The organism is Streptomyces sp. CB02261 (assembly GCF_001905665.1).
In the GTDB taxonomy this organism is placed as follows: Bacteria; Actinomycetota; Actinomycetes; order Streptomycetales; family Streptomycetaceae; genus Streptomyces.
This window is the reverse complement of sequence record NZ_LIVX01000005.1, coordinates 522,689-544,648: the sequence shown is the minus strand read 5'-3', so window position 1 is coordinate 544,648 and position 21,960 is coordinate 522,689. Positions and strand designations below refer to the sequence as shown.

The following is a 21,960-nucleotide window of genomic DNA, read 5'->3' as shown; positions in this document are numbered from 1 at the left end:
GTGCAGGAGCGGCGTAGGAGGACTGCCTCGCGCTTCCAGGCCATGCAGATACCAGGACGGTCCGAGAGGACTCCGGCGGGCACTACGCTCAGGAACCACACGAACTGCCCCGGGAACGAACGGTCCTACTCCGCTGTTCCCCGCGCCCACCGAGGACAGTGATGGACACCCCGAACGAGCCCGAGCCCCAGACCGGCAACACGCACGATGCCGTCGTCGCCTACACCATCGTGGCGCTCCTCGTCGCCGGCGCCGCGACCGCACTGTGGGGGCCCGCGGAAAAGAGCGCCCGCGGCTTCCGGATGCTCGACTGGCTGGGCCCCTTCTTCAAGGCCGCGCCCGAGACCCCGGAGTCCGACCAGTAGGCACGGCCTCACGAGAAGCCGGACACCCCCGGGCCAGCCCGGGCAGCCGATGAGCACTACTTCTGGGGCGGGCTCTCTTGCTCCCGCTGGTCACTCGATCTGGGCGGGGCGGCTTCGTCCACGGCGGGCTGGCGTCGGTGGGAAACCCGAGAGGTGCGTTTACGCGTCTTCGCCCGGCCAACTGACCCTGCCGGATGGACGGCCGTCGTCAGGCGGCTCGCGCGGGTTGGGGCCGGTCCCGCGCACGTGCCTGGACGCGGGACCGGCTGGTGGCACCCGTCCTGTGGGGTCCGTGTAGACCGTATGGGGAGAGCGGGGGCGGACGCAGGTTTTGATGGCCCGCCAGGGGCGGCGGCGGGTCAGATGGAGCTGGGCTTGTTCAAGACTGCCGCCAGTTCGTGGAGGACTGCCCTGGAAGGTGCGCCAGTCGCAGGTGACGGCCTGGGCGAGGCGGTAGCGGCTGTCACCTGTGTCCTGGACCCGCGGGAAGAAGGCCTCGCCATCGGCGTTCTTGCCGAGCCAGGAGCGGGTCCTGGAGATGACGGCATTGCGCATCTGCTTGTTGACCAGGCGGCCAGGCCAGAGGGCGTCGTCGATGGCGTGGTGGTCGGCGTCGGGGTTGAGCGCGAGGTAGGAGACGAGTTCGACGGCTGCGCTCTGCCGGTTGGAGTCGATCCGGCCTGTGGCGCCTTCGATGACCACTCGTCCGAGCGGTAGCACCGTCGGCGCGGTCTCGAACGTGGCCTCGGTACCGTCGGCGTCATCAACGGCGCGGGCCGGGGCAGGCACCGGGAGGGGCGCCGGGATCGGATTCCCGGCCTCAGGGATCGCCTCAGAGGGGCCGGTCTCACGATTCGTCAGCGCGGGGGCGGCTTCGGCCGTCGGTGCAGGCGCGGCAGCTGGCGGAGCTGGGGCTCAAGGGGCGTAGTAGCGGTCAGAGGGGGTCCAGCCGCTGGTGCCGTACTCGGCCTGGTCGTCGGGGTCACGCTAGCCCTCAACCTTGCCGCCGCCGACCGCGACCTGCCGGTGGTCACCGCCGTCGTCCTGCACGAGCACAAGGTGTGGGGCGGGCGGTAAGGGCCGAGGCAAGACGTCGACGGGCGTCGCGCCGTCGGCACAGGCTGAACGCAAATGTCATACACGCCGTGGAAGGCAATGTGGCGGCCGTGCTTGTGTCTGTTCTGACCAGCCTCACTCTCCAGCGGTCACCCAACGACCGCTCCTCACGCACCAGCTCGTTATTCAGTCGGAGCCAGGAAGGTCGGTGTCGAGTCGAAACTGTGCTGCGTGTTCTCTGGCTCGCCGAGGGTTCCCGAGTGGATCTGCCCACAGAGGACCCCGGCGACGAACGCTACGGCAGAGACGGGATGGTGTTCCCACTCAGGTCCGCGGCCTTCATTAGCAAGGACGGTCCACTCGTCGGGCTTCGCCGTCTCCTCGGTGAGCCAGTAGAGGTAGGCGCCGGTGCCTTCGATGTAGGCGAAGGGGAGCACGTTGGTGCCGTCCGCTGCGAGTTCGGCCGGTTTCGGCTCGCCGCCTCTCCAGAGGTTACCGAGGACTTCGGCCTGCTCGTCGGCGACCGCTGCGAGGTCGTAGTCCTGGTCGGCGCAGTCCGGCTCTAGGATCCAGATCGTCTCGTCGAAGACGCCGCCGCCATAGGTGTCGACGAGGTCTTTGTAGTCCTGGGGCAGCGCTGTGCCCAGACGATGCTCCGTCTCGGTCCAGGTGCGGGGGCGGGCTGTGGCTGGCGGGGGGACAAGTCGGGTGAGCTCCTCGACGGCGGGGTGCATCGTGAGGTCTCTTTCTGGGCTGGTGTGGCGGGGTTGTAAGGGTGTCAGCGTTTGGGGACGTTCAGGATAGTGATGTGGTTGGTCGGCGCTCCGCCTTCGTAGGGGGTGAACTGGAATCCGCGGTTGCCCGTGGCATGGATGATCAGGCCTTAAGGGACGACATCGGTAGGGCCGTTGGTCGCATAGACCGGGCTGACGGAGCACTGGATGGTCTCGCCGTTGTCGACCGCTGCTCGGATCCGGTCCTCGATCTTGCGCATGACCGGTGAGTTGGCGAAGCGGTGCAAGGTAACGAAGTTCCTCGGATCCTTGTTGGATCCGCCGATCTGGGCACCGCGAAGATGAGTCTTGTTGAGCTTCTTGTACTTCTCGTACCTGGGGCCCCTGCGCTAGCCCGACCATTACGAGATGGTCACTCCGTGCCACCATCTGTGCACAATCAGGCAGGCTGGCCCGATGCGTACGAAACCCACCCTCAGCCTCATCGCTGCCGCCGCATTCACCTTCACCCTCACCGCGTGCGAGGGCGACAAGTCCGGCAGCGACAAGCCCCAAGCCGCCCAGCCCACGGCCGCCGCCCCCACCACGAAGGCGCCCGAAGCAGACCCAGATCCGGCCGCCCTCCCGGACATGACCGGCAAGGGACTCCAGTCCGCGCAGGACCAGGCGCAGGCGGCCGGCTTCTACAACCTGCACTCCCACGACGCTCTGGGCCGTGGCCGCGCCCAGGCCCTCGACCGGAACTGGAAGGTCTGCGGCCAGACCCCGGCAGCAGGTGAGCACCCGAGCGACGTCAAGATCGACTTCGCCACGGTCAAGCTCGAAGAGACCTGTCCGGCCGCCGACCATGGCGCCGACGAGCCGCAGGCGAGCAACATCATGCCCAACTTCGCTGGGAAGTCCGTCAAGGTCGCCCGCCAGTCCCTGGACGCCTCGACCAGCCTCACGGTCACCGACGCATCCCCGGAGGGCCGCATGGTCCTTATGGAGTCCAACTGGAAGGTGTGCACCCAGGAGCCCACTGCTGGCACCAAGCTCGACGGGCAGCCCGTCACCCTCACCGCCGTGAAGTTCGAGGAAAGCTGCTGAGTAGAAACAAGCCGGGGCCCTACCCCCAACGGGGTCCCGCTGCACCAAGGGCGCACGCCCTCCATCAGTACCTGACCGCCGAACCATCCTGCGGTCGCGTGTCGGCACCGTGTCCCGAAGACCGGGCTGCGCTGATCGAACAGCGAGTGCTCGTGCAGCGTCTCGATGCGGTCGTGGCCTACTCCAGGTAGAGAGCCGTCAGTCGCGGTAGGTGGCGAGCCAGGCAGGCCCGGGGTTCACCATCCAGTCGCCAATGGCAATCTGGCCTACACCTGAGCGCGTGTGCCTCACGACGCGATCGCCCGATAGCCCGATGCCTGATCGACCACCTCATCGGCAGAGAGCTCCCGCTCTGGTGGCCAGAAGATTAGGCCGCTGAAGTGCGATCCGGGAGCTCGAGGCCCAGCAGGAGCAGGAGCGCCGGCGCCGGGAGGTCGCCCGCCGGGAGATGTCCTGGAAGGTGCTGCCCTCCCGCGCGGTCGAAGGGCATCCGGTGCTGCACCGCAGGAGCTGCTCGATCGCCAAGAACATGCCCAGCCTCCTCAGCAAGGAGGACGTACGGATGACGTTCGAGGAGTTCCCCGGGCTGGAGATGTGCGACCTGTGCGCCCCCTGGGGAAGCCTCGGAATCGACAAGCCTCCGGCACATCAAGGGCGGCGGCCCTGAAGTGGAAACCATGGTTTCCCTTTCAGGGCTGGCCCGCGGGGGCGCTCGGGTGGGCTAGGACGCGCGCTTTCGGGTGGTCTTCTTGGCGGCCGTCTTCGTCGCGGGTGTCTTCTTGGCGGGCGTCTTCTTCTTCGGCGTGGGCATCTCGTGGACGGTCGCCTCGCCCCCGGACGTCTCGCCGCGGCGTTCGCGGGCGTCGGTCACCGGTGCCTCCAGCGCGGCCATCAGGTCGACCACCTGCCCGGCCGGCGCCGCCTCGGCCTCGACCGGCTTCGGCGCCCGGTGCTCGGCTTTCGCGGCGATCACCTCGTGGAACGCCTCGGTGTAGTGGTCAGTGACATCCAGCTCCGTGACCGAGTCCACGGTCATCGTGTCCATCAGCGCGAGCGCGCCCTCGATCTCCTCCTCGGTGAGTTCGGTCTCGGGCGGGGCGACCTCCCCGGAGGAGCGGATCTCGTCGCCCCAGTGCAGCCCGGACAGCAGCAGCGCGTCGCCCATGGGGCGGAGCAGGCCCAGGCGCTCACGGCCCCGCAACAAGCCTTGGCCGCACCCGAGGGCCCCTGCGGCGCATGAGGTCGGGGCTGCCGACCACGCGTCGCAGCGCTGATTCGTTCAGCACGCAGCTCCGCCAGATCGAGGAGGGCGATGCCGGGAATGCCGGGGAGGAGGTAGGCGGCGCCGGTCTGAACCGGCTGTGCAGGGCGGCCAGCAGGGCATCCCCTGTCCCAGCAACCGACGTCCCTGCTCACGCGTCGGACACCACATGGAACACGAATGGCTCTTCTTGCTCATACCCCTGGTGATCGGCGTGACCTTCCTCTGCATCGGCGCGCACGGCCTCCGCTTGGCCAGGGCGCTACGGCGCACCGGTACCACCGCAGCAGGGCGAGTCGTCGGTCATGACACCCGGCGAGACGACGACGGAGCCACGTACCACCACCCGGTCGTCGCCTGGACGGCCAGAGACGGCCGCGAGTACGCCTACCCCTCCAGGCTCGGCCGGAGCCCCGCACGCCGCCTTGGCGTCGGTACCTCGATCACGGTCCGATACGACGAGGAAAACCCCCGCCGCTTCGAGATCCAGGGCTGGGACTCCACCACGATCCCCGCCGTATTCACCGTGGTAGGGGCCGTGCTCACCACAGGCACCCTGTCGCTTCTCCTCCTGCTGATCACTGTGTGACCGTCACAGGCAGCCCGGCACCACGGTAACCGGGCGGGAACCCGCGCCATGGGGCCGTCCTGAGCCCGAGCACGACGCCACAGTGCGCCCCGCGTGCGCCGCGTACGGCGCGGGGCTCGCGCGCTGTGGGGTGCGGCGACGTGCGCCATGCCCTGGTGACCGCCAGCGGCAGGGCCCCGATCGAGGCCAGCTGGTCGACCGCGACGAGCACTGTTCCGTGCTTGGCCTGGAGTTTTGCGAACAGCTTGCGGAGCTTGGGTTCGGTGTTGGGATGCCGTTTGTCGAACGCTTTCCGGTCAGGCCGGTCCCGGACGGCAGGTTGGTCAGAAGACGGACAGCCCGGTGAGTGTGGTGAAGCGGTCGAGAGCCGCTACGCCTGCCACCGAGTTGCCTCGTCGGTCGAGTCCAGGACTCCACACGCACAGAGTGCACACGCCGGGCACGACCGCGATGATCCCTCCGCCCACGCCGCTTTTGCCCGGCAGGCCCACCCGGTAGGCGAATTCTCCCGCAGCGTCGTACGTGCCGCAGGTCAGCATGACGGCGTTGACCTGCTTGGCCTGGCTGCGTGTCAGCAGTGCCGAGCCATCGGCCCGGGCACCCTGCCGTGCCAGGAACCCCGCGGCCAGTGCCAGATCCGCGCAGGAGGCCTCGATGGAGCACTGCCGGAAGTAGGCGGCCAGCAGTTCGGGGACGGGATTGGCGATGTTGCCGTAGGAGGCCATGAAATGGGCGAGGGCGGCGTTGCGGTCACCGCGGGCAGCTTCCGAGGCGGCCATCGCCGGGATGAAGTCGATGGCCGGGTTCCCGCTTTCGGTACGGAGCAGTTCTCCTATGTGGCCGGCCGCGTCCCCGGTCAGTGTCTGCAACCGATCGGTGACCACCAGGGCGCCGGCGTTGATGAACGGGTTTCGGGGGATGCCGTTCTCGTACTCCAGCTGCACCAGGGAGTTGAAGGGGTTGCCGGAGGGCTCGCGGCCCACACCGTGCCAGATCTGTTCACCGTACAGGGAGAGCGCCAGGGCCAGGGCGAAGACCTTGGTGATGGACTGCGTCGAGAAGGGCTGCTGCCAGTCGCCGACACCGTAGACCGTTCCGTCCGGTTCGGCGACGGCCATGCCGAAGCGCCGGGGGTCGGCGTCCGCGAGCAGCGGAATGTAGTGGGCGGGGCTGCCGCGTTCGTCAAGCGCGGCAGTCTCTTCTTCGATGCGGTCCAATATGGCGCCGAATCGTCCTGTTCCGGTTGTGGTCATGGTGTCCGTCCGAAGGCAGTGGGGCTGTCAGGCATGGGGTACTCCTCAAGATTGTTACGGGTCAAGCGGTCACCGGAGGGTTGCTCACGTCACCATCGGAAGCACCGGTCCCGAACCGTGTCGATCAGCTCGCCGGACAGAAACGGCGCCGGGAACGGCCCTGCGGCTTCGACACGGCCGCCTATCGGCGTCGCAACGTCGCCGAACGCTGCTTCCACCGGCCCAAGCAATGGCGCGGCATCGCCACCCGCTACGACAAGCGTCCCGACCGCTACCTCGCCGGCACCACCCTCGCCAGCACCCTCATCTGGCCCGACACATGATCGACAAGACGGCCCCAAAGACGCGTGCTTTCGGGCGGTCTTCTTCGCCGTGGTCTTCTTGGCGGCCGTCTGCTTCGCGGGCGTCTTCTTGGCCGCCGCCTTCTTCTTCGGCTTGGGCATCTCGTCTCACCCGCAGACGTCTCGCCGCGGCGTTCTCGGGCGTCGGCCACCGACTGCTCCAGCGCGGCCGGTCAGGTCGACGACCTGACCGGCCGGCGCCGCCTCCTCCGTTACAGCCATTAGCGCCCGGTGCTCGGCTTTCGCCGCGACGACCTCGTGCAGCGCCTCGGTGTAGTGGTCGGCGACGTCCAGGTCAATGATCGAGCCAACCTCGGAGAAGCCGATCTCGTCGCCCGAGTGCAGACCCGCCCCGTGATCGCACGCCCCGTGCGTCCGCAGCGCCCTACGCAGGGTGGAGATGCGGGCACCGCCGTGCCCGGTCCGCACGAGATCAGCAGAGCTGGACGGCGGTCAAGGCCTGACGCTCGCGCGCGAGAGGGTGGGGCGGCCCGGCGGTACGGCCCCCAGACACTGGGCGCCGGGCCTCACCCGCGCGCGCCGTCTCGGCACGGGCCGGCGCGGACCCCATCCGCCGCCGGGCGGGAGTGTGGAGCCCGGGTCGGCCGGACCGCCGACGAGGCGCCGCCGGGCGGGCCGGGACGCCAAGGGCGCGGAGGCGGCGGGTTCCGCGGTCCAGTCGCCGGTCGCAGCGCGCTCGGCGGCGGTCATCGCCCGCGGGTCGCGGGCGGCCGGCTCGGGCAGATCGGTGCGGCCGGGGCCGAGGGTACGGCGTCGTGCTGTGCTCACCGCCCCAGTCTTCCTGGCGTCCGCGTCCCGGCCTTTCGCGGGTTCACCTCTTCGTACGGCTACGCGTACAAAGACACCTCATGCGGCTAACGGGTCAAGGTGTCCGTCAGAGACACTGGCCTATGGGCGCCGGACGCTTCATGATCACGTTGAGGTATCAGGCATGAAGGCATACGTCCGGAGCGGATCGAGGTGCAGCTCGTGCGGGCCCATGCAGTCCGCGGTAAGAGTGGCCACGCGTGTCCCGCACCTGCACGCCATGTTGCGGCCTCCCCACAGCGCATCATCGGTCTGCTCGTGGCCAAGCGCGGACGACCGAAGCGTTGTGAAGATGATCTCGGCTGGGCAGGTCCGGAGCCCAGAACGGGGCCAGTTCAGGAGAAGGACCGCGCCAGAGGAGACTGGCTCAGGAGGCGGGCGGCTCGATCTCCCCCGCGAAGACGATGACCTGGTCGATGAGGCTCCGCCGCAGATGGACGACGTCCGTTCCCGCCAGGCGGGGGCCTCCACCCGGCGTCGTGAAGACCCACTGGTACCGGGCCCACTCGTCCGGCATGTCCACCGCCGAACAGCGCACCATCGTGCCGGTCCCCGCGGGGTGGCGCCGGATGTCCAGCACGAACCGCTCGACCGCCTCGATCCCCTCACTGCGGCCCAACGGGCCCCAGAAGACCACGTCCGAGGTCAGGGCCTGGGAGAGCAAGACAGTCACATAGCTGTCGTCCGAGGCGTTGAACGCGGAGATGAACGTGTCGATTGCGGACCGCGCGGTCTCTTCCTGCATGCACCAGTAATACCAGTCGCCTCGCGGAACGCGCTCGTCCCCTGAGCCGTCCTCCGGCCACGGTGAACCATCCCGGTCACAGCACTAGGGAACGTAGTTGTGTCTGCGCGAGGAACAGACCGTCTCAGCGCTGCCGCGGCCACGTTCGCTCGCCGTTAACGGCCGGAGGGTGCCGAGGCGTCATGCGCCGGCCTACGTCCCCGCGCGCGGCCTGCTACGACGCGGGTACGCGGGTGCGGTGTGAGCGCTGCTGCCTCGGGTAGCCGGACCGGCATGTTCAGACACCGCCGTGTAAGGGTTGCGTGCGTCCTGCTGGTCAGCTGGGGGGGGTGCTGACCGCCGTGGGGCGCTGGGCGGAGCACGCCCCTTGGCCGAGGGCCACGTTGGACGGACTGCTGCTGGCGTGCGTGGTGGCGGGTACGTGGTAGTTCGCCGAGATGACACAAGGGCAGTCATCACGAAGGAGGGCTCCGCGCCCCGATCCCTCGGGGCGGGCCGGTACGAAACCGGAGCAGGAGTCAGCACCTGGGGGTTGGGCAGAGGAGGGGGGTCGGTGATCCCGCGTGGGCGAGGCACTGGGCGCGAGAGGGATAACAGCCCCTTGCCGAGTGCAGGGGCTTCGTACTGACGAACAGACGACACGCCACCTGCGACACGGATCGAAGCCGCTCTGGCAACCCGGCCGATGGCAAATGCCGAGTTCGCGGGCGGCAACTCGCGCCAGTCCCACAGCACCGCTGCAACCTCCTTTCGGGCTGTGCCGTGCCATGGGAGCTCGCAGCTCGTTCAGATGATCGCCGCTGGTCTGGCAGGGACAGGCTGGGAGGTCAGACCGCTGCAGGAGCGGTAGACCGTGAGGCGCCGGCTGACCAACACTGGGGGCACGCCGGAAGAGATGAGGCATTTGTCGCGCTGGCCACCCCCGACCGCTCGTATGTCGAGGACCGGTCGCCCGACCCCATCGTCGAACGGCACCACATCACTCAGGCACAGCTCCCACGGCATAACGTCCTGAGCCATCCGACCGGGAAGCTGCCGGCCGACTCCCACGGACGGGCCAATCGCTCAGTCAGTAGCGGAGGCGAGCTTCAGCCCCATAGATACGCACCATGCAGTCCTTGAAGAGCTGCAATGGAGTCTGCTGACCGTCCACCGGAGCTAGTGCGAGCCCCAAATCCTGCAACGACTTGGCCAGGGCAACGAATCTGAGCCCATCCGGGTCCGGCCCCCCGTAGGTCGCCCATGCCTCGAACAACTGCCTCACGCTCTCCCAGCCAGGTCCCGGGGTGAAGCGCGCCAGGAAGAACGGCTGATCACAGCCGTACTCACTGAGCTCACCGACCAAGACGTCTCCCTGCAAGAGCTGCCACCGCGTCATCTGGTGCCCCCGTCCCCCACCGCCCAGTCGAATCCGCATCATCGCAGCGCGTAACTCTCTGGCCAAGCACTTCATTCTGAAACGATCAGTGAGTCGTGGCTGACCAGTTCGTCAAGGCGGTCGCCGACCTACGTGACGAACGCTGAGCGCGCGATGGTGATGCTGCTCGAAGAAAAAGGCGATCCCGGCGAGCATGCCGTGGACCCCGGGGCTCAGGGGTCGAGCGGCGGGTTCGTCCTCTCCAACGGGCAGGACGACGAGTATCCGGATCAGGACACAGTCCCCATCCTTGAGGCGTTCAGGCTCGTGAAGCAGATCGTTGCCACGGGGTCCTGGCCACTGGATACGACCTGGTCATGATCATATCCAGTGGTGGACAAGGTCACTGCCGGGGGCTCAGGTCTCTTCGATGCGGTCACTGGCGAGAAGATCGCACGCGACCGTGATCCCGCCACCAGCACCCCCGACGGGCACCCGGACCTCACCTGTCCCGGGTCTCGGTCGTAGGCCACCCTGGTGGCGCTGCCGAGGATCACGGTCGGCGTGATGCGGTCGACCACGCGGACCTCCTCCGCCGGAGCCTCCGCGTACTCCCTTGCCGCCGCCCGGACCGATGTACGCCTCGGCGACGCGGACGGCCACCGCCCGGCCGGTGTCCCCGATAACGGTGGCCGTGCCGCGTATCTCGACGTACAGGTCGGGGCAGGCGGCGTCGAAGACCGTCAGGCCGACGAACGGGTCCCGGAGCATGTTCAGGGCCTTGCGTCGGCCCTGTGTGGTGGAGATCAGGAACTCTCCGCCGCCGCGGCTGACCCACACCACCGAACTCTGCGGGGCCCCGTCGGGGTTGAGCGTGGCGAGCACGGCCATGTGCGGGGCGTCGAGCAGGCCATGTACGGCGTCTTTCATCTCAAGGGGCATGCCGGGGACGCTATGCGGGCGCCCGGAGAGGCGCACCGAAATTCCGGCGCGCCTCGGCGGTCTCGCGCCGCGCGTGGGCTACGCGTCGCAGAGGGACCGGTCGTACAGGGCCTTCAGGGCCGTGTCGATGGGGTGGGGCTGCGTGATTCCCGCCGCGCTCCGGGGGTTCCAGCGCTGGATGTTGACCGCCATCGACATCTGGCGGCCGCCGTCCGCCCGGGTCAGGGAGATCGTGCCGGCTCCCCACACCGTGCCGTCGTGGCCCCAGAAGGTGCCGCAGTCGGGGATGACGACCTTGTGCAGCCCGAGGCCGTACTCGATCATCGTCCCGTCGAGTGCGCGGACCGGTACCGTGCGCTGCATCTGGGCCAGGGACGACCGGCTGACGATCCTGCCGTCGAGCAGCCGCGCGTAGAAGCGGTTGAGGTCGTCCATCGTGGAGATGAGGGCGGCCCCCGTGCCCGTCCACGACATGTTGTAGACGCTGTAGTCGCGCGGCGGTTCGAGCAGGCCCCACAGGGACTCGTACATGCGCGCGTGCGGCCCGTCGATCGTCGGCCCGTCCGGGAATCGGGTGTGCCGCAGCCCCGCGCGGTCGATGACGTGTCGGGTGATGTAGCGCTCGGCGGTGGTTCCGGTGACCCGTTCCAGGAGTTGGCCGAGCAGCAGCCAGTTGGTGTTGGAGTAGACGCCCGTGGGGTCGCCGGGCTCGCCTGCGGGCGGTGCCGCGAGTCCCAGCGCGATCAGCTCGGCCGGCCGGAACTCTCGGTAGCGGTTGTCGTCCAGGCTGGTGGGTGAGTTCCGCTGGAGGGAGGGGAAAGCGTACGGGATGTAGTCGGGGATGCCGCTCGTGTTGTTGAGGAGCATCCGGACGGTGATCCTCCTGCCCCGCTCCCCCGGCACGAGGTCGGGCAGGTAGTCGCCGACGGGCGCGTCGAGCCGGATCCGGCCCCGCTCGACCTGCTGCATGACGGCCGCGGCGGTGAAGGTCTTGGTGATGCTGCCGACGCGTTGGTGCATGTCGGGGCTCACGGGCCGTCCGGTGGCGAGGTCGGCGACCCCGGAAGCCCCGCGCCAGGTCCGGTCGGCGTCCCGCACCTCGCCGAAGACCCCGGGGACGCCCGCCCGGTGGACGGCGTCCAGGGCGGTGCGCAGCCGTGCGGGCTCGGCGCGGTTAGGCGTCGCCGCCGTGCCGGCCGTCGTCGGTTTCAGGGCGGGGGCTGCCGCGACCGTGCCCGCGCAGGCGGTGAGCGCGGCCACGCCGGCGATCAGGTAGAGGCGGATCTTCGATCGGAGTTTCACGGTGTACGTACTCCTTCGGTCGGGTGAGACGGGAGGGTGGGGGTGATGCGACGGCACGCGAGGGGGTGCGCGCTCGGAGCTCGTCCGGCCGGCCTCATCCGGCCAGGGCCCGGCGCAGGACGGCGCCGAGTTCGGCGTTCTGCCGCTGCGAGACCTCGGCGGAGAGGATCGCCTGTGAGCCGTGGAAGGTGCCGGGCCATTGGTGGATCTCGACCGACACTCCTGCCTGGAGCAGGCGCATCGCGTACGCGATGCCCTCGTCGCGGTTCGGGTCGAACTCGGCGGTGGCGAGGTAGGCCGGAGGCAGGCCTGTCAGGTCCTCGGCGCGGGCCGGGGCGGCGTACGGGGTCGCCTGGCCGCCGCCCAGGTAGTGCCGCCACGAGGCCGTGAGCTTCTCGCGGTAGAACCACGGCGTGTCCGTGAAGTTCACCGCCGACCACGAGTCCTGCCGATCGTCGAGACCGGGCTGGTTGAGCAGCTGGAAACGGATCGGCGGCCCCTGCCGGTCGCGGGCCCACAGGGTCACCGCGGCAGCGAGGTTGGCGCCCGCGCTGTGGCCGCCGATCGCGATGCGGTCGGGCTCGACGCCCAGTTCGGCCGCGTGCGCGACGGCCCACGCCAGTACGGCGTACGCGTCGTCCAGGGCGGCCGGGTAGGGGTGTTCGGGGGCGAGCCGGTAGCCCACCGAGATCACCACAGCGCCGGAGGAGGCCGCGATGCGGGCGGCCCAAGGGTGTTCGGTGTCCAGGTCGCCCATGAGGAATCCGCCGCCGTGCAGCCAGACGACGGCGCCTTGGGCCTGATGTGGGCGGTAGACCCGTACCGGCACGGGCGAGTCGGCGGGAACCGTGTGGTCCTCGACCTCCATGTCCGTGGTGTCGGGGATCGGTACGGCGGCGGCCAGTTGGCCGAAGTTCTTCCGCGCGACGACGGGGTCGGTGAGGTCGGTACGGGGGAAGAACGGTACGAAGGCTTCGAGTTCGGGGTCCATGACGATCATCCTCGGGGAACCGCCCGCGGCGGGTCGTCCGCCGTCCGTCGGGCATCCGAGGCCGATCGCGCGCCGATCGGCGCCCGCCCCCCGCCCGCCCGTCCTCCTATCCTGCTCCCATGGAGGCTTTGGCCGTACGGCTGTCCGGACTCGATCCGCACGTCGAGGGCGCGCTCCGCATCGTCGCGTTCTACGACACCCTGATGCGCAGGCGCGTGGACCTTCCCGCACTCGCCCGGGCCTCGGCCGGTCTCGCCGAGTGCGTCACCGGCGTGGGACTCCACGGCACCGGGCGGACGATCCGCGTCGCGCCGGACGGCCGCGAGGCCGCCGGCCCGGCGGGGCCCGCGTCCGGCAGTGCCCCGGTGGTACTCGACGAGGAGGAGATCGGCAGGGTGTGGCTGGAGCGGTCCGGCCCGGCCGGACCGCTCGACGAGGTGCTGCTCGACCGGCTGGCCCTCGCCGTGGCGGGGGCCGTCGAACGGTACGGTCCGGCCCGTACGACCATGGCAGACCCCGCGCTCGTCGAATTGGTCATCAGCGCCGAGACCGACGAGGCGGCCCGTGCGCGGGCGCTGCGGCTCCTCGGGTTCGCCGCCGGGCCGCCGGTCCGGGTGGCCGCCGTACGGTCGCCACGACTGCCGCTCGACCAGGTGAGCGGAGTCGTCTGCCCCGGCCGGCCCGTGAAGGCGGCGCGGATCGGCAGAGTCGGCGTGATCCTGGCCTCGGCCGTGGACCGGACCCTGTTCCCCGCGGGTGTGCGCGCGGGCATCGGCGCGGCGGACAAGCCGGACCTGGCGTGGCGGGAGGCCCGCACCGCCCTGCGTCTCACCACCGCGCGCGAACCGGTGCTCGACCACGCGGATTTGGGCGCCCTGGCGCTGCTCGCGGAGGTGCCGAGAGAGGTGCTGCGCGACAACCCCGACGTCGCGGCGCTCATCCGGGTGGCTGGAGCCCCGGGGCACCCCGAGGAAGAGACCAAGGAGACCCAGGAGGCCCTGGAGAGCCGGGAGACCCTGGACACGCTGGAGGCGTACTGCGCGGCGGGGTCTCTGCGCCGGGCCGCCGACGCCCTGCACCTGCACCACAGCAGCGTGGCCCGCCGCATCGGCCTGATCGGCAGAGCCCTGTCCGTGGACCTCACCACCCCAACAGGCCTGACCAGGGCGCGTGTGGCCCTGACGGCGTGGCGGTTGCTGGACGACTAGGCCGTGTATCAAAGTGGATCTTGAGCTGTGAATGATCGTGGTCCATGGCGCGGGGAGATATCACGGACGAGCAGTGGGCGGCGTTGGCCCGTTGTCGCCAACGGGCAGGAAGACGGGCCGGCCGCCGGTCTCGCCGCGACGGCAGCTGATCGATGGCATACGGTTCCGGGTCCGCTCCAGCCCACCGCCGAGCTCGACGATGGCGGCGAGAAGGTGAGCGTGGTGATGGCGTGCGACCGCCTCGAGCAGCGTGGCGCGGGCCTGGCGGCACCCGATGTCCTCGGTGCGGCCGGCGTCGGTGGACCAGCCGGGGAGCGGTCGGCGGTTTCAGCGCCGCCGCCCCGCCCGAGAGACCCGGACGAGGCAGAAGGCCAGGGAACAGCCATGCAGACGCCCAGAAGGACACCTGCGCCGCAGGCCGGCCCGAGGCGCACGGCGGGGCGCGTTCGGGGATGCGTTCCTTGGTGGGCTGCGTCGTGCACCGCATCAAAAAGATCAAGAGACAGCTCTACGGACGAGCCGGCTTCCACCTCCTTCGGAAGATGATCCTGCTGCCGTAGCCCGGAAGCAGGCTCTTGCCGATGGGGCTTCGGCGGGCTAAGACTTCGTGTGATCACTTTTGTGTGTGCCGCCTGCGCCCGCCCTCTGACCATGGTCGTGCAGCTGTCCGAGACCCTGGTCAGGCCAGAGTTCGACGGGCGAATCGGACCCGACGGGTATCGCCGGGCCCCGGCCACGATGCATGCGGGGCTCTATGCCTTGGAGCCCGAGCCTTGGGGAGCCCCGTTCCTACCGATTGACGAACCCGTCGCAGTGTTTCCCGGCGGGCCTTGTGTCGGCGATCCGGACGGAGCAGGACTCCTGACTTCCGCAGGTCCCCGAAACACGATCGTCCTCCATCCCGACGACGCACCTGACTTGCTGCCCGACCTTGAGGGAGACCACGCGGGCTGCTGCGGCTGGCATGGACAGAGCGGCCTGAACCGACTGTGCCCATGTGGCGCTGCGGTAGGAACAGAGATCAGCGAGTGTTACACCGCGTACGAACTCCACCTCGACCCAGCACAGGTCCACGCCCTGGGCGCCAACACCGTCAAAGTTCAGTGAAGCAGACAGTAGGTGTGGAGCCCATCATCGAACGCCACGATGGCTCTCCGCGACGGCTCCCCAAGATCTGTGCCAGAACCCCGCTCATCGACATTGATCAAGCGACCGGCCCACGCGGTGACTCCAGAAGCCGTCGACAAACGACTCCCTGAGCCGAAGCACGAGAGTTGTCACCTTCCGGACGGGGGTGAGCGGCGGTTTGGGCCTCGTGAAGCGAACTGCTTGTCACCAACTAAGGCATTCTGCTTGTCGCTATCGGCCATTTTGCAGCCTTGCTGTAACCGGTTTCTGCTTCGGGAACCTCGCAGGCGAACAGACCGTCCTGCCTGGCTCTGGCATGGGTCGCCCCAGCCGAAAACAGTTGATTCTGTCCGCGTGTCAGAGACGGCCGGGCTGTCTCGTCTCAGATTGCGAAGACAGGTTCAGAGAAGAGCCCACCTCGACAACAGGGAGCTGGTCATGAGCGAGCGGATGACACATCAGAAGGTCGCGCTGGTTACCGGGGCGAACAAGGGGATCGGTCGCGGGGTTGCCGAGCAACTCGCTGCGCTGGGCATGACGGTCCTCATCGGCGCCAGAGACCTGCGGCGTGGCGAGGAATCCGCGGCGGCGATGCGCGCGGCCGGCGGCGACGCGCACGCGGTCACCTTGGACGTCACCGACCAGGCCACCGTTCAGGAGGCGGCGAAGCAGGTTGAGGAGCGCTTCGGCTACCTCGACGTGCTGATCAACAACGCCGGCATCACCGGCTCCGGGCAGGTCTCGCCCGACGAGGCCCACGACCAAGTCCCCAGCTCTGTCGACTTGGACATGGTCCGGGCGGTGTTCGAGACCAACGTCTTCGGAGTGATCGCGGTGACCAACGCCATGTTGCCGCTGCTGCGGCGGTCACCGGCGCCACGCGTCGTCAACGTCAGCAGTCATGCCGCGTCGTTGAGTCTCACCAGCGATCCGGACGGCCCCTTCGCAGCACTGCTGCCGTCGGCTGCGTATTCGCCGTCCAAGAGCGCACTGACCGCGCTGACCGTGCAGTACGCCAATGAGCTGCGGAGGGACGGCATCCTCGTCAACGCAGTCGCCCCCGGCTTTGTCGACACGGACAGCAACAACCACACCGGATTCCTTACGGTCACGCAGGGCGCCGCAGTAGTGGTGCGCTTGGCCACGCTCGGCGCGGACGGCCCGACCGCCGGATTCTTCAGTGAGGAGGGCTCAGTGCCCTGGTGATGGCGGCCCAGGACAGCGGTGCGTTCTCCGGGCCGGGCGCCAAAGCCGGTCCGGAGGTGCCCGGCCCTGCAACCGGCCGCACAACAGGCAGTGGTCACTGATGGCCGCGGGGGTGGCGATTCGAGGAGGAATCAGCATGACCAAGACCGAAGAGTTCCAGGAGCAGCAGCCGCTGCTGTTCTCGATCGCCTACCGGATCCTGGGCAGTGTGAGCGAGGCTGAGGACGCGGTCCAGGAGACCTGGCTGCGCTACCAGGCCACCTCCACCCGGCCCGGGTCACCCAGGGCATTCTTGTCGACAGTGGTCACTCGGATCTCGATCGACGTGCTGCGTTCGGCCCGCGTCCGGCGGGAGGAGTATGCCGGGCCGTGGCTCCCCGAACCGCTGTTGACCGATCCGTACGAGGATCCGGCGCGGTCGGCGGAGCTGGCGGACTCGCTATCGATGGCAGCTCTGCTCCTGCTGGAGAGACTCACCCCGCTGGAGCGTGCCGTCTTCGTGTTACGGGAGGTGTTCGCCTTCGGCTTCCCGGATATCGCATCGATCGTGGGGCGATCGGAAGTGGCGTGCCACCAGCTCGCGGTGCGGGCGCGTCGTCACATGGAGGCGGGCCGGGCCCGGTTCGAGGTCGATCGGGAGGAGCGCGAGATACTCGCCGAACGCTTCTTTGATGCCTTTCGGGAAGGGGATGTCGACGGGCTGGCCGAGCTGCTGGCCGCGGACGTTCAGATGATCGGCGACAGTGGCGGCAAAGCCCCGCAATTCAAGCCGGTCGTCCTCGGTGCCGGGCACGTGGTCCGGGTGCTCGCGGCGTTGGTGCCGTTTATTATCAGGGGCGGTGGCGTCGTAGAGCCGCAGCAGGTGAACGGCCAGCCAGGTGCGATCTTCCGCGACCGGGACGGCCAGGTCCTCAGCACCTGGGCGCTCGCTGTACTCGACGGGCAGATCCAGACGATCCACACGGTGAACAACCCCGATAAGCTCGGGCACGTCGGTCCCGTAGCGGACGCCTGGGTGGCTCTTCGCGAGGCGAACCGGGCACACCAGCCCAAAGATTGATCGAAGAGCCGACAAACGCGCCTACATATTCCTCGGCACGGTCACCACCGCGGCTCTTGCGGTCTGGCTCCGCTCGTGATCGCCATGACAGAGCCTAGCGGCCTGGGAGCCTCATTGGGACGGGCAGGTGTCGCCTGTTCAGGTGCCGACGGCCGTGACACCGAACATCAGGGTCCGGCGACCGACGTCATAGTGCACGGTCGGTGTGCTGCGCAGGAGGTCCTGGAGCACGTCGGCGTCGTCGGCGTCGACGGTCAGCACCTCCTCCCAGGCACCTTCATCGAGTACGAGCTGCAGGGTGAGGGTGCCCCGGGCGGCGGGCTCACCGGCGACCCAGCTGAACTGGTAGTGGCTGAGCTGACGCACCTTGATGCTGTCGTCCGTGACGGGCTGGGTCACCTTGGTCGTAGCGGCTCTGGGCATGATGGCTCTCCTCGCGCGGGGGATGGGGGTACTCCAGCCGCGGCTGGAGTACAAGACATGGACGCCCTTGCGGCCGCGGCCAGTGGAATCAGGCTCAGCGTGAACGGCGGCTCCTGCCAGGCGAGGCGCCCACTTGGCCGAGTCCCGTTCCCACAGCTCTGCCTACGACGGCCCCGGACCCGTTCTCGAGCCCCTCGTCAGCCGCGCGACGCCACTCCCCCGGGCCGGAACCGATACCGGGGCAGGGGCAGCGGCAGCGGCAGCGGCAGTGGAGTGGCAGGGAGTACGTCGGAGCGCTCGGCGGTCCAAGTGGCGTATCCCCGGCGTGCGGGTAGAAGCGGGCGCTGGTTGAGTCTGCTGTGTCCCTGACCTCCACTTCCTGGAGATACATCATGCTGTCCTTCCGCAAGACCTTCGCGGCCGTTGCTCTTACTGCTGCCGCGGTGATGGCCGGTCCTGGCATCGCCTCAGCCAACGATCACTCCGAGCGGGGCGAGGAGCCGGCGGCCTACGGGCTGTGCAACGACTCCACCACGCAGTTCGGCGCGGTGAACGTCAACCAGGGTCCCGTCTGCGTCGACTTCGGCCCCCTTGGCGAAGCGGGAGAGAGCAAGGGCGGTGACGTGAACTTCAGCTGCAACTCCGCCGTCACCCAGGCCGGCCTCATCAACGTCAACCAGGGTCCGGTCTGTATCGACTTCTGACCCACGCGCTGATAAGCGGACTGCTCCCGCGCCACACCGTCGTCCACACGCCCTCGCGGCGGGCGGACGATGGCCGGGAGCAGTTGCGGGCGGCCGGGAAGAGCTCCTCTTACGCCCTCCGGCTCAGCGCCGCTCGCTTGCCCGGGGAGGAGACCTGGACCAGGCCGAAGGTCCGGGAGACAGTGACCCATGCGCCCGGAAGGGCATCTGCGCCGCAGGCGGCACGAGCCGCGGCGGGGCGCGTGTGGGGAGCTGACCCCGCGCCGGGTACCACCAGGACGTGGTCGATCAGTGGCTGTTCTCGATTCCTCCAGTCGGCGACTGACGCCTGTACCGCCGTGCGGCAAATGCCAATGTAACCGTCCGTTTCGGCTGCCCATGAGCCGACGGCATGGCGCTTGATCGGCAAGCCCCTCTTCGTGGCAATCTGCGGGCCGGAACAGTGACTTGTCGGAGGTACACCGGGCGTGGCGGCGAACAGCAATCCCACCGTCAAGAAGCGGCGTCTGGGGGCCGAGCTCCGTCGGCTGCGTCAGGCCAGCGGGCTGAAGGGCACCGAGGTGGCCGAGCGGCTGATGGTTTCCCAGGCCAAGATCAGTCACCTGGAGAACGGTAACCGGACCATCAGGCCCCGCGATGTACGCGATCTGTGCGCTCTCTACGGAGTGACGGACCAGCAGGTCGTCGACTCGCTCATGCGGATGGCCAGAGAATCCACACAGCCGGGCTGGTGGAACATCTACGGCGACATCCCCCAGAGCTTCTATGTCGCCCTGGAGACCGATGCCGCCACCCTCCACACCTACGAGCCCATGACGGTCCCGGCTCTGCTGCAGACCCCCGCATACGCCCAGGCCGTCATTGGGGAAACGATCCCTCAGCTCACTGCCGAACAGTCCGCCACGCGTCTCAAGGTGCGGCTACGCCGTCAGCACCGGATCTACGACACGGCCCGCCCGCTGCGTCTGTGGATCGTCCTGGACGAATCAGCACTGCGCCGCGTCATCGGCAGTCCCGACATCATGCGCGAACAACTGGAGCACCTGATCACGCTCGGCTCCGAACCGCACATCACCGTGCAGGTCCTCCCCTACACCACGGGTGCCCACCCGGGCCTGTCAGGACATTTCTCCATCCTGAGATCCGCCGACAGCCCAGGGGCCGTGGTGTACCTGGAACGGTTCACCAGCGATCTCTACCTGGAGAAGCCGTCCGACGTGCAGCACTACAGCATGATGTACGACCACCTCCAGGCCAAGGCCCTCGACCCTGACAGCAGCCGCCACTTCATCACCGACGCCATCAAGACATACATCACCGCAACGAACCAGCCCTGAAGGGCTGCCGGGTGCCCGAGGCGCGCGGTGAGGCCCGCTCGGCTTCCCTCCGCCGCGCCTACAGATGAGCCATGGCGAACGCCGACAGGAATCCGACCACGGTGACCAGTCCCGTCAGCAGATGCACCTTGCTGTATGCCTCGGGAATCATCGTGTCCGCGACCATCGCCAGGATCGCACCGCCGGCTACAGCCGTGATCATCGCCATCGCCGCTTCGGACGCTCCCCCCAACAAGGCGTACCCGGCCAGCGCGGCCAGCCCGCTGATCACGGCGATGCTTCCCCACAGGGTGAACACATACCGGCGGCTGCGCCCGGCGCCGCGCATTCCGGCAGCGCTCGCGAGACCCTCGGGGAGGTTGCTGATGAACACCGCCCCCACCGTCGCCACCCCCAGATGCCCGCCACCCAGCAGGCTGGTGCCGATGACCACGGACTCCGGGATACCGTCGAGCAGTGCCCCCAGGGCGATGGCATTGCCCGACCCCGGCGCCTCGGCCTCGGACGGCTGCTGCTCTCCGGAGCGCTTACGGTGCTTGGCGCCACGCCGGGCCAACAGGGCGTTAGCCCCCGAGTAGACGGCCGCCCCGCCGACTGCCCCGGCCACCACCGGCCACATGCCGGAGCGTTCGTACGCCTCAGCTATCAGCTCGAACGACACCGCCGCCATCAGCACACCACTGCCAAATGCCATGACCAGGGCGATCAACCGTGGCGGAACCCGCACCAACGAGCCGACAGCAGCCCCCACCAGCAAAGCCGCACCCGCGAACAGGCCCCACCCGCCCGCAACCCACGCGCCCGTCACCATCGCCCCTCTCGAAGACCGTCACCAGAGGTCCCCGCCTACCCGCCAAGCCTGAGACCAACAGGTTCGCTGCCTCGACCTCCCCATACCTCGGCGGGGAGTTGCCTGGGTCGCGTCGTCACCGGCAACAATCTCGGACGTCCTTCCTTCACCGACAGAACGCCGACATGGTCCACACCAGGGACGGCGCACTCGTCCTGCGCCAGAACACCGGCTCGGGCTTCGTAGTCATCGACCGACTGGATCTCACCCCACCGGCACCTCAGGCCTCCTGCGAGGCGTGCGCGGGACGGTGTGATCGCTGTTGCCTCGGGTAGCCGGGTCGACATGTTCAGACACCGACGTGTAAGGGTTGCGTGTGTCCTGCTGGTCAGCTGGGGGGCGCTGACCGCCATGCACCGCTGGGCGGAGCAAGCCACCTGGCCCAGGGCCATGTTGAACGGACTGCTGCTGGGGTGCGTGGTGGCAGGTACGTGGTGGTTCGCCGAGATGACACAGGGGCGATCGCCACGAAGGAAGGATTCCTGTCCCGTTCCCTCGGCGCGGGCCGCCACCGACCCGGAGCAGGAGTCAGCACCCGAGCGTTGTACGGGAAAGGGCCTCGGGCGTGCTCGGTGAGCGGCGGCCGCGCTGGTCCGGCCAGGACGTCCTGGCGTGCTCGCCCATGCTTCCATCGCCTTCCACCGAGCTGGGCGGGCCCGCAGCCGCCGCCCGGTCACCGGCCAGGACACGATGATCAATATGTCTGTGTGCAGACCCCTCATCGCCCGTCGGCACAGCTGGAGCCGCTGTTCCCGGCAGTGTGCGGGGGTCCTCTGCCGCAGGTCGCGGCGCGGCAGGCCCCGGCGTACGGCGCGGCGGGCGGCGTCGAGGTCGGGGAGTGGAGGGTCCTTTGGCCAGGCCGCGTTCGGAGAGCGTGGTGAAGCGGTCCCAGTCGCAGCGGACCTTGGGCGAAAGCCGGCAGATGCCGGTGCGGTCCCTGGGGAGGTAGAGCGCGCCGTCCAGGTCGGCGCCGAGTTGGTTACGCAGCTGCGAGATGCGGGTCTGCAGGTGGGCTTGGACCAGGGCGAGCATGGGCCCATGGCCTCGCGGACGGTGTCGGGCTCGCCGGGTTTGAAGTAAGGGTAGGTGACGATCTGGGCGAGTTTGGGGCCGTGGCCGGTGGAGGCGATCCCGGTGACGGTGATGGGCCCGAGGACTTGGACCTCGGGGGCGTGCAGGTCACCCGGTTCG

At 68.8% G+C, this 21,960-nt stretch carries 23 protein-coding genes and 4 pseudogenes; 11 read left to right on the top strand and 16 right to left on the bottom strand.

The features are described 5' to 3' along the window. Positions 1-161 precede the first annotated feature (161 nt). Entirely contained in the window at positions 162-365 is a 204-nt protein-coding gene (locus AMK29_RS20020) for a hypothetical protein (RefSeq protein WP_073814632.1), read from the top strand. Positions 366-524: 159 nt separating this feature from the next. Here the strand turns inward: AMK29_RS20020 and AMK29_RS20015 are convergent, their stop codons facing one another. From AMK29_RS20015 to AMK29_RS37670, 3 genes and pseudogenes are all read right to left on the bottom strand, one after another. After that, positions 525-1,067 carry a hypothetical protein gene (locus tag AMK29_RS20015; RefSeq protein WP_143202923.1) on the bottom strand — a complete coding sequence of 181 codons (543 nt, stop codon included), beginning with the start codon at positions 1,065-1,067 and terminating at the stop codon, positions 525-527. 536 nt (positions 1,068-1,603) lie between these two features. After that, entirely contained in the window at positions 1,604-2,155 is a 552-nt protein-coding gene (locus AMK29_RS20010) for an SMI1/KNR4 family protein (protein ID WP_073814629.1), read from the bottom strand. Positions 2,156-2,199: 44 nt separating this feature from the next. Further along, positions 2,200-2,529, bottom strand: a pseudogene (locus AMK29_RS37670) (DNA/RNA non-specific endonuclease); the annotation flags it as partial. An 82-nt stretch (positions 2,530-2,611) separates the two neighbouring features. On the opposite strand from AMK29_RS37670, the gene AMK29_RS20000 reads away from it, so the two are divergent. Then, the gene (locus AMK29_RS20000) at positions 2,612-3,244 is read left to right on the top strand and encodes a PASTA domain-containing protein (protein ID WP_073814627.1); all 633 of its coding nucleotides are present in this window, start codon (positions 2,612-2,614) and stop codon (positions 3,242-3,244) included. 287 nt (positions 3,245-3,531) lie between these two features. On the opposite strand, the pseudogene AMK29_RS37245 reads toward AMK29_RS20000, so the two are convergent. Beyond that, positions 3,532-3,621, bottom strand: a pseudogene (locus AMK29_RS37245) (e9imm peptide); the annotation flags it as partial. 71 nt (positions 3,622-3,692) lie between these two features. Between AMK29_RS37245 and AMK29_RS19990 the strand changes: the two are divergent. Then, positions 3,693-3,911, top strand: a complete 219-nt coding sequence (locus AMK29_RS19990) for a DUF6233 domain-containing protein (protein ID WP_073814626.1) — start codon at positions 3,693-3,695, stop codon at positions 3,909-3,911. Positions 3,912-3,965: 54 nt separating this feature from the next. Here AMK29_RS19990 and AMK29_RS19985 read toward each other — a convergent pair whose 3' ends face one another. Next, positions 3,966-4,448 (bottom strand): hypothetical protein, encoded by a 483-nt coding sequence (locus AMK29_RS19985; protein WP_158071335.1) that lies wholly within the window; start codon positions 4,446-4,448, stop codon positions 3,966-3,968. A 226-nt stretch (positions 4,449-4,674) separates the two neighbouring features. Here AMK29_RS19985 and AMK29_RS19980 point away from each other — a divergent pair, with 226 nt between their 5' ends. Then, the gene (locus tag AMK29_RS19980) at positions 4,675-5,094 is read left to right on the top strand and encodes a DUF3592 domain-containing protein (RefSeq protein WP_073814623.1); all 420 of its coding nucleotides are present in this window, start codon (positions 4,675-4,677) and stop codon (positions 5,092-5,094) included. Positions 5,095-5,245: 151 nt separating this feature from the next. Here the strand turns inward: AMK29_RS19980 and AMK29_RS35765 are convergent. Next, positions 5,246-5,395 (bottom strand): annotated as a pseudogene (locus AMK29_RS35765) (IS110 family transposase); the annotation flags it as partial. Between the two features lie 22 nt (positions 5,396-5,417). Beyond that, positions 5,418-6,347 (bottom strand): glutaminase, encoded by a 930-nt coding sequence (locus tag AMK29_RS19970; RefSeq protein ID WP_073814621.1) that lies wholly within the window; start codon positions 6,345-6,347, stop codon positions 5,418-5,420. A gap of 80 nt (positions 6,348-6,427) precedes the next feature. On the opposite strand from AMK29_RS19970, the gene AMK29_RS37955 reads away from it, so the two are divergent. Beyond that, entirely contained in the window at positions 6,428-6,670 is a 243-nt protein-coding gene (locus AMK29_RS37955) for a hypothetical protein (RefSeq protein WP_382620615.1), read from the top strand. Between the two features lie 126 nt (positions 6,671-6,796). On the opposite strand, the gene AMK29_RS19960 is transcribed toward AMK29_RS37955, so the two are convergent. From AMK29_RS19960 to AMK29_RS19945, 4 genes are all read right to left on the bottom strand, one after another. Continuing rightward, entirely contained in the window at positions 6,797-7,117 is a 321-nt protein-coding gene (locus AMK29_RS19960; protein WP_073814620.1) for a hypothetical protein, read from the bottom strand. Positions 7,118-7,141: 24 nt separating this feature from the next. Further along, positions 7,142-7,477 (bottom strand): hypothetical protein, encoded by a 336-nt coding sequence (locus tag AMK29_RS36205; RefSeq protein ID WP_143202922.1) that lies wholly within the window; start codon positions 7,475-7,477, stop codon positions 7,142-7,144. A gap of 406 nt (positions 7,478-7,883) precedes the next feature. Beyond that, complete coding sequence (locus AMK29_RS19950) at positions 7,884-8,261, bottom strand: nuclear transport factor 2 family protein (RefSeq protein ID WP_073814617.1); 378 nt, start codon at positions 8,259-8,261, stop codon at positions 7,884-7,886. Between the two features lie 1,069 nt (positions 8,262-9,330). Next, positions 9,331-9,606, bottom strand: a complete 276-nt coding sequence (locus AMK29_RS19945; protein ID WP_241845532.1) for a hypothetical protein — start codon at positions 9,604-9,606, stop codon at positions 9,331-9,333. Positions 9,607-9,771: 165 nt separating this feature from the next. Between AMK29_RS19945 and AMK29_RS19940 the strand changes: the two genes are divergently transcribed. Beyond that, positions 9,772-9,999 (top strand): hypothetical protein, encoded by a 228-nt coding sequence (locus AMK29_RS19940; RefSeq protein WP_198942293.1) that lies wholly within the window; start codon positions 9,772-9,774, stop codon positions 9,997-9,999. 300 nt (positions 10,000-10,299) lie between these two features. Here AMK29_RS19940 and AMK29_RS37950 read toward each other — a convergent pair. The 3 genes and pseudogenes from AMK29_RS37950 to AMK29_RS19925 form a co-directional block, all read right to left on the bottom strand. Further along, positions 10,300-10,509, bottom strand: a pseudogene (locus tag AMK29_RS37950) (pyridoxamine 5'-phosphate oxidase family protein); the annotation flags it as partial. A gap of 129 nt (positions 10,510-10,638) precedes the next feature. After that, positions 10,639-11,715: a serine hydrolase domain-containing protein gene (locus AMK29_RS19930; protein WP_073814853.1), complete on the bottom strand. Its 1,077-nt coding sequence runs from the start codon at positions 11,713-11,715 to the stop codon at positions 10,639-10,641. Positions 11,716-11,956: 241 nt separating this feature from the next. Next, the gene (locus tag AMK29_RS19925) at positions 11,957-12,853 is read right to left on the bottom strand and encodes an alpha/beta hydrolase (protein WP_073814615.1); all 897 of its coding nucleotides are present in this window, start codon (positions 12,851-12,853) and stop codon (positions 11,957-11,959) included. Positions 12,854-12,972: 119 nt separating this feature from the next. Between AMK29_RS19925 and AMK29_RS19920 the strand changes: the two genes are divergently transcribed. From AMK29_RS19920 to AMK29_RS19900, 3 genes are all read left to right on the top strand, one after another. Continuing rightward, positions 12,973-14,061: a helix-turn-helix domain-containing protein gene (locus tag AMK29_RS19920; protein ID WP_073814613.1), complete on the top strand. Its 1,089-nt coding sequence runs from the start codon at positions 12,973-12,975 to the stop codon at positions 14,059-14,061. Between the two features lie 1,566 nt (positions 14,062-15,627). Continuing rightward, positions 15,628-16,395, top strand: coding sequence for an SDR family oxidoreductase (locus AMK29_RS19905; protein WP_073814612.1), 768 nt, complete (start codon positions 15,628-15,630; stop codon positions 16,393-16,395). A gap of 136 nt (positions 16,396-16,531) precedes the next feature. After that, positions 16,532-17,455: an RNA polymerase sigma-70 factor gene (locus AMK29_RS19900; RefSeq protein ID WP_073814610.1), complete on the top strand. Its 924-nt coding sequence runs from the start codon at positions 16,532-16,534 to the stop codon at positions 17,453-17,455. A 138-nt stretch (positions 17,456-17,593) separates the two neighbouring features. Here AMK29_RS19900 and AMK29_RS19895 read toward each other — a convergent pair whose 3' ends face one another. Beyond that, entirely contained in the window at positions 17,594-17,878 is a 285-nt protein-coding gene (locus AMK29_RS19895) for a hypothetical protein (protein WP_073814608.1), read from the bottom strand. A gap of 392 nt (positions 17,879-18,270) precedes the next feature. Here AMK29_RS19895 and AMK29_RS19890 point away from each other — a divergent pair, with 392 nt between their 5' ends. Both AMK29_RS19890 and AMK29_RS19885 read left to right on the top strand, forming a co-directional pair. Further along, positions 18,271-18,582 carry a hypothetical protein gene (locus AMK29_RS19890; RefSeq protein WP_073814606.1) on the top strand — a complete coding sequence of 104 codons (312 nt, stop codon included), beginning with the start codon at positions 18,271-18,273 and terminating at the stop codon, positions 18,580-18,582. A 467-nt stretch (positions 18,583-19,049) separates the two neighbouring features. After that, positions 19,050-19,919 (top strand): helix-turn-helix domain-containing protein, encoded by an 870-nt coding sequence (locus tag AMK29_RS19885; protein ID WP_073814604.1) that lies wholly within the window; start codon positions 19,050-19,052, stop codon positions 19,917-19,919. 58 nt (positions 19,920-19,977) lie between these two features. On the opposite strand, the gene AMK29_RS19880 is transcribed toward AMK29_RS19885, so the two are convergent. Continuing rightward, on the bottom strand, positions 19,978-20,730 hold the full coding sequence (locus AMK29_RS19880; protein ID WP_073814603.1) for a ZIP family metal transporter: 753 nt from the start codon (positions 20,728-20,730) through the stop codon (positions 19,978-19,980). Positions 20,731-21,960 lie beyond the last annotated feature (1,230 nt).

Bases quoted from the DNA above. Each gene is read 5' to 3' on its own strand.
- AMK29_RS20020 (WP_073814632.1), top strand. From the start codon at position 162: ATGGACACCCCGAACGAGCCCGAGCCCCAGACCGGCAACACGCACGAT.
- AMK29_RS20010 (WP_073814629.1), bottom strand. From the start codon at position 2,155: ATGCACCCCGCCGTCGAGGAGCTCACCCGACTTGTCCCCCCGCCAGCC.
- AMK29_RS20000 (WP_073814627.1), top strand. From the start codon at position 2,612: ATGCGTACGAAACCCACCCTCAGCCTCATCGCTGCCGCCGCATTCACC.
- AMK29_RS19990 (WP_073814626.1), top strand. From the start codon at position 3,693: ATGTCCTGGAAGGTGCTGCCCTCCCGCGCGGTCGAAGGGCATCCGGTG.
- AMK29_RS19980 (WP_073814623.1), top strand. From the start codon at position 4,675: ATGGAACACGAATGGCTCTTCTTGCTCATACCCCTGGTGATCGGCGTG.
- AMK29_RS19970 (WP_073814621.1), bottom strand. From the start codon at position 6,347: ATGACCACAACCGGAACAGGACGATTCGGCGCCATATTGGACCGCATC.
- AMK29_RS19950 (WP_073814617.1), bottom strand. From the start codon at position 8,261: ATGCAGGAAGAGACCGCGCGGTCCGCAATCGACACGTTCATCTCCGCG.
- AMK29_RS19925 (WP_073814615.1), bottom strand. From the start codon at position 12,853: ATGGACCCCGAACTCGAAGCCTTCGTACCGTTCTTCCCCCGTACCGAC.
- AMK29_RS19920 (WP_073814613.1), top strand. From the start codon at position 12,973: ATGGAGGCTTTGGCCGTACGGCTGTCCGGACTCGATCCGCACGTCGAG.
- AMK29_RS19905 (WP_073814612.1), top strand. From the start codon at position 15,628: ATGAGCGAGCGGATGACACATCAGAAGGTCGCGCTGGTTACCGGGGCG.
- AMK29_RS19900 (WP_073814610.1), top strand. From the start codon at position 16,532: ATGACCAAGACCGAAGAGTTCCAGGAGCAGCAGCCGCTGCTGTTCTCG.
- AMK29_RS19895 (WP_073814608.1), bottom strand. From the start codon at position 17,878: ATGCCCAGAGCCGCTACGACCAAGGTGACCCAGCCCGTCACGGACGAC.
- AMK29_RS19890 (WP_073814606.1), top strand. From the start codon at position 18,271: ATGCTGTCCTTCCGCAAGACCTTCGCGGCCGTTGCTCTTACTGCTGCC.
- AMK29_RS19880 (WP_073814603.1), bottom strand. From the start codon at position 20,730: ATGGTGACGGGCGCGTGGGTTGCGGGCGGGTGGGGCCTGTTCGCGGGT.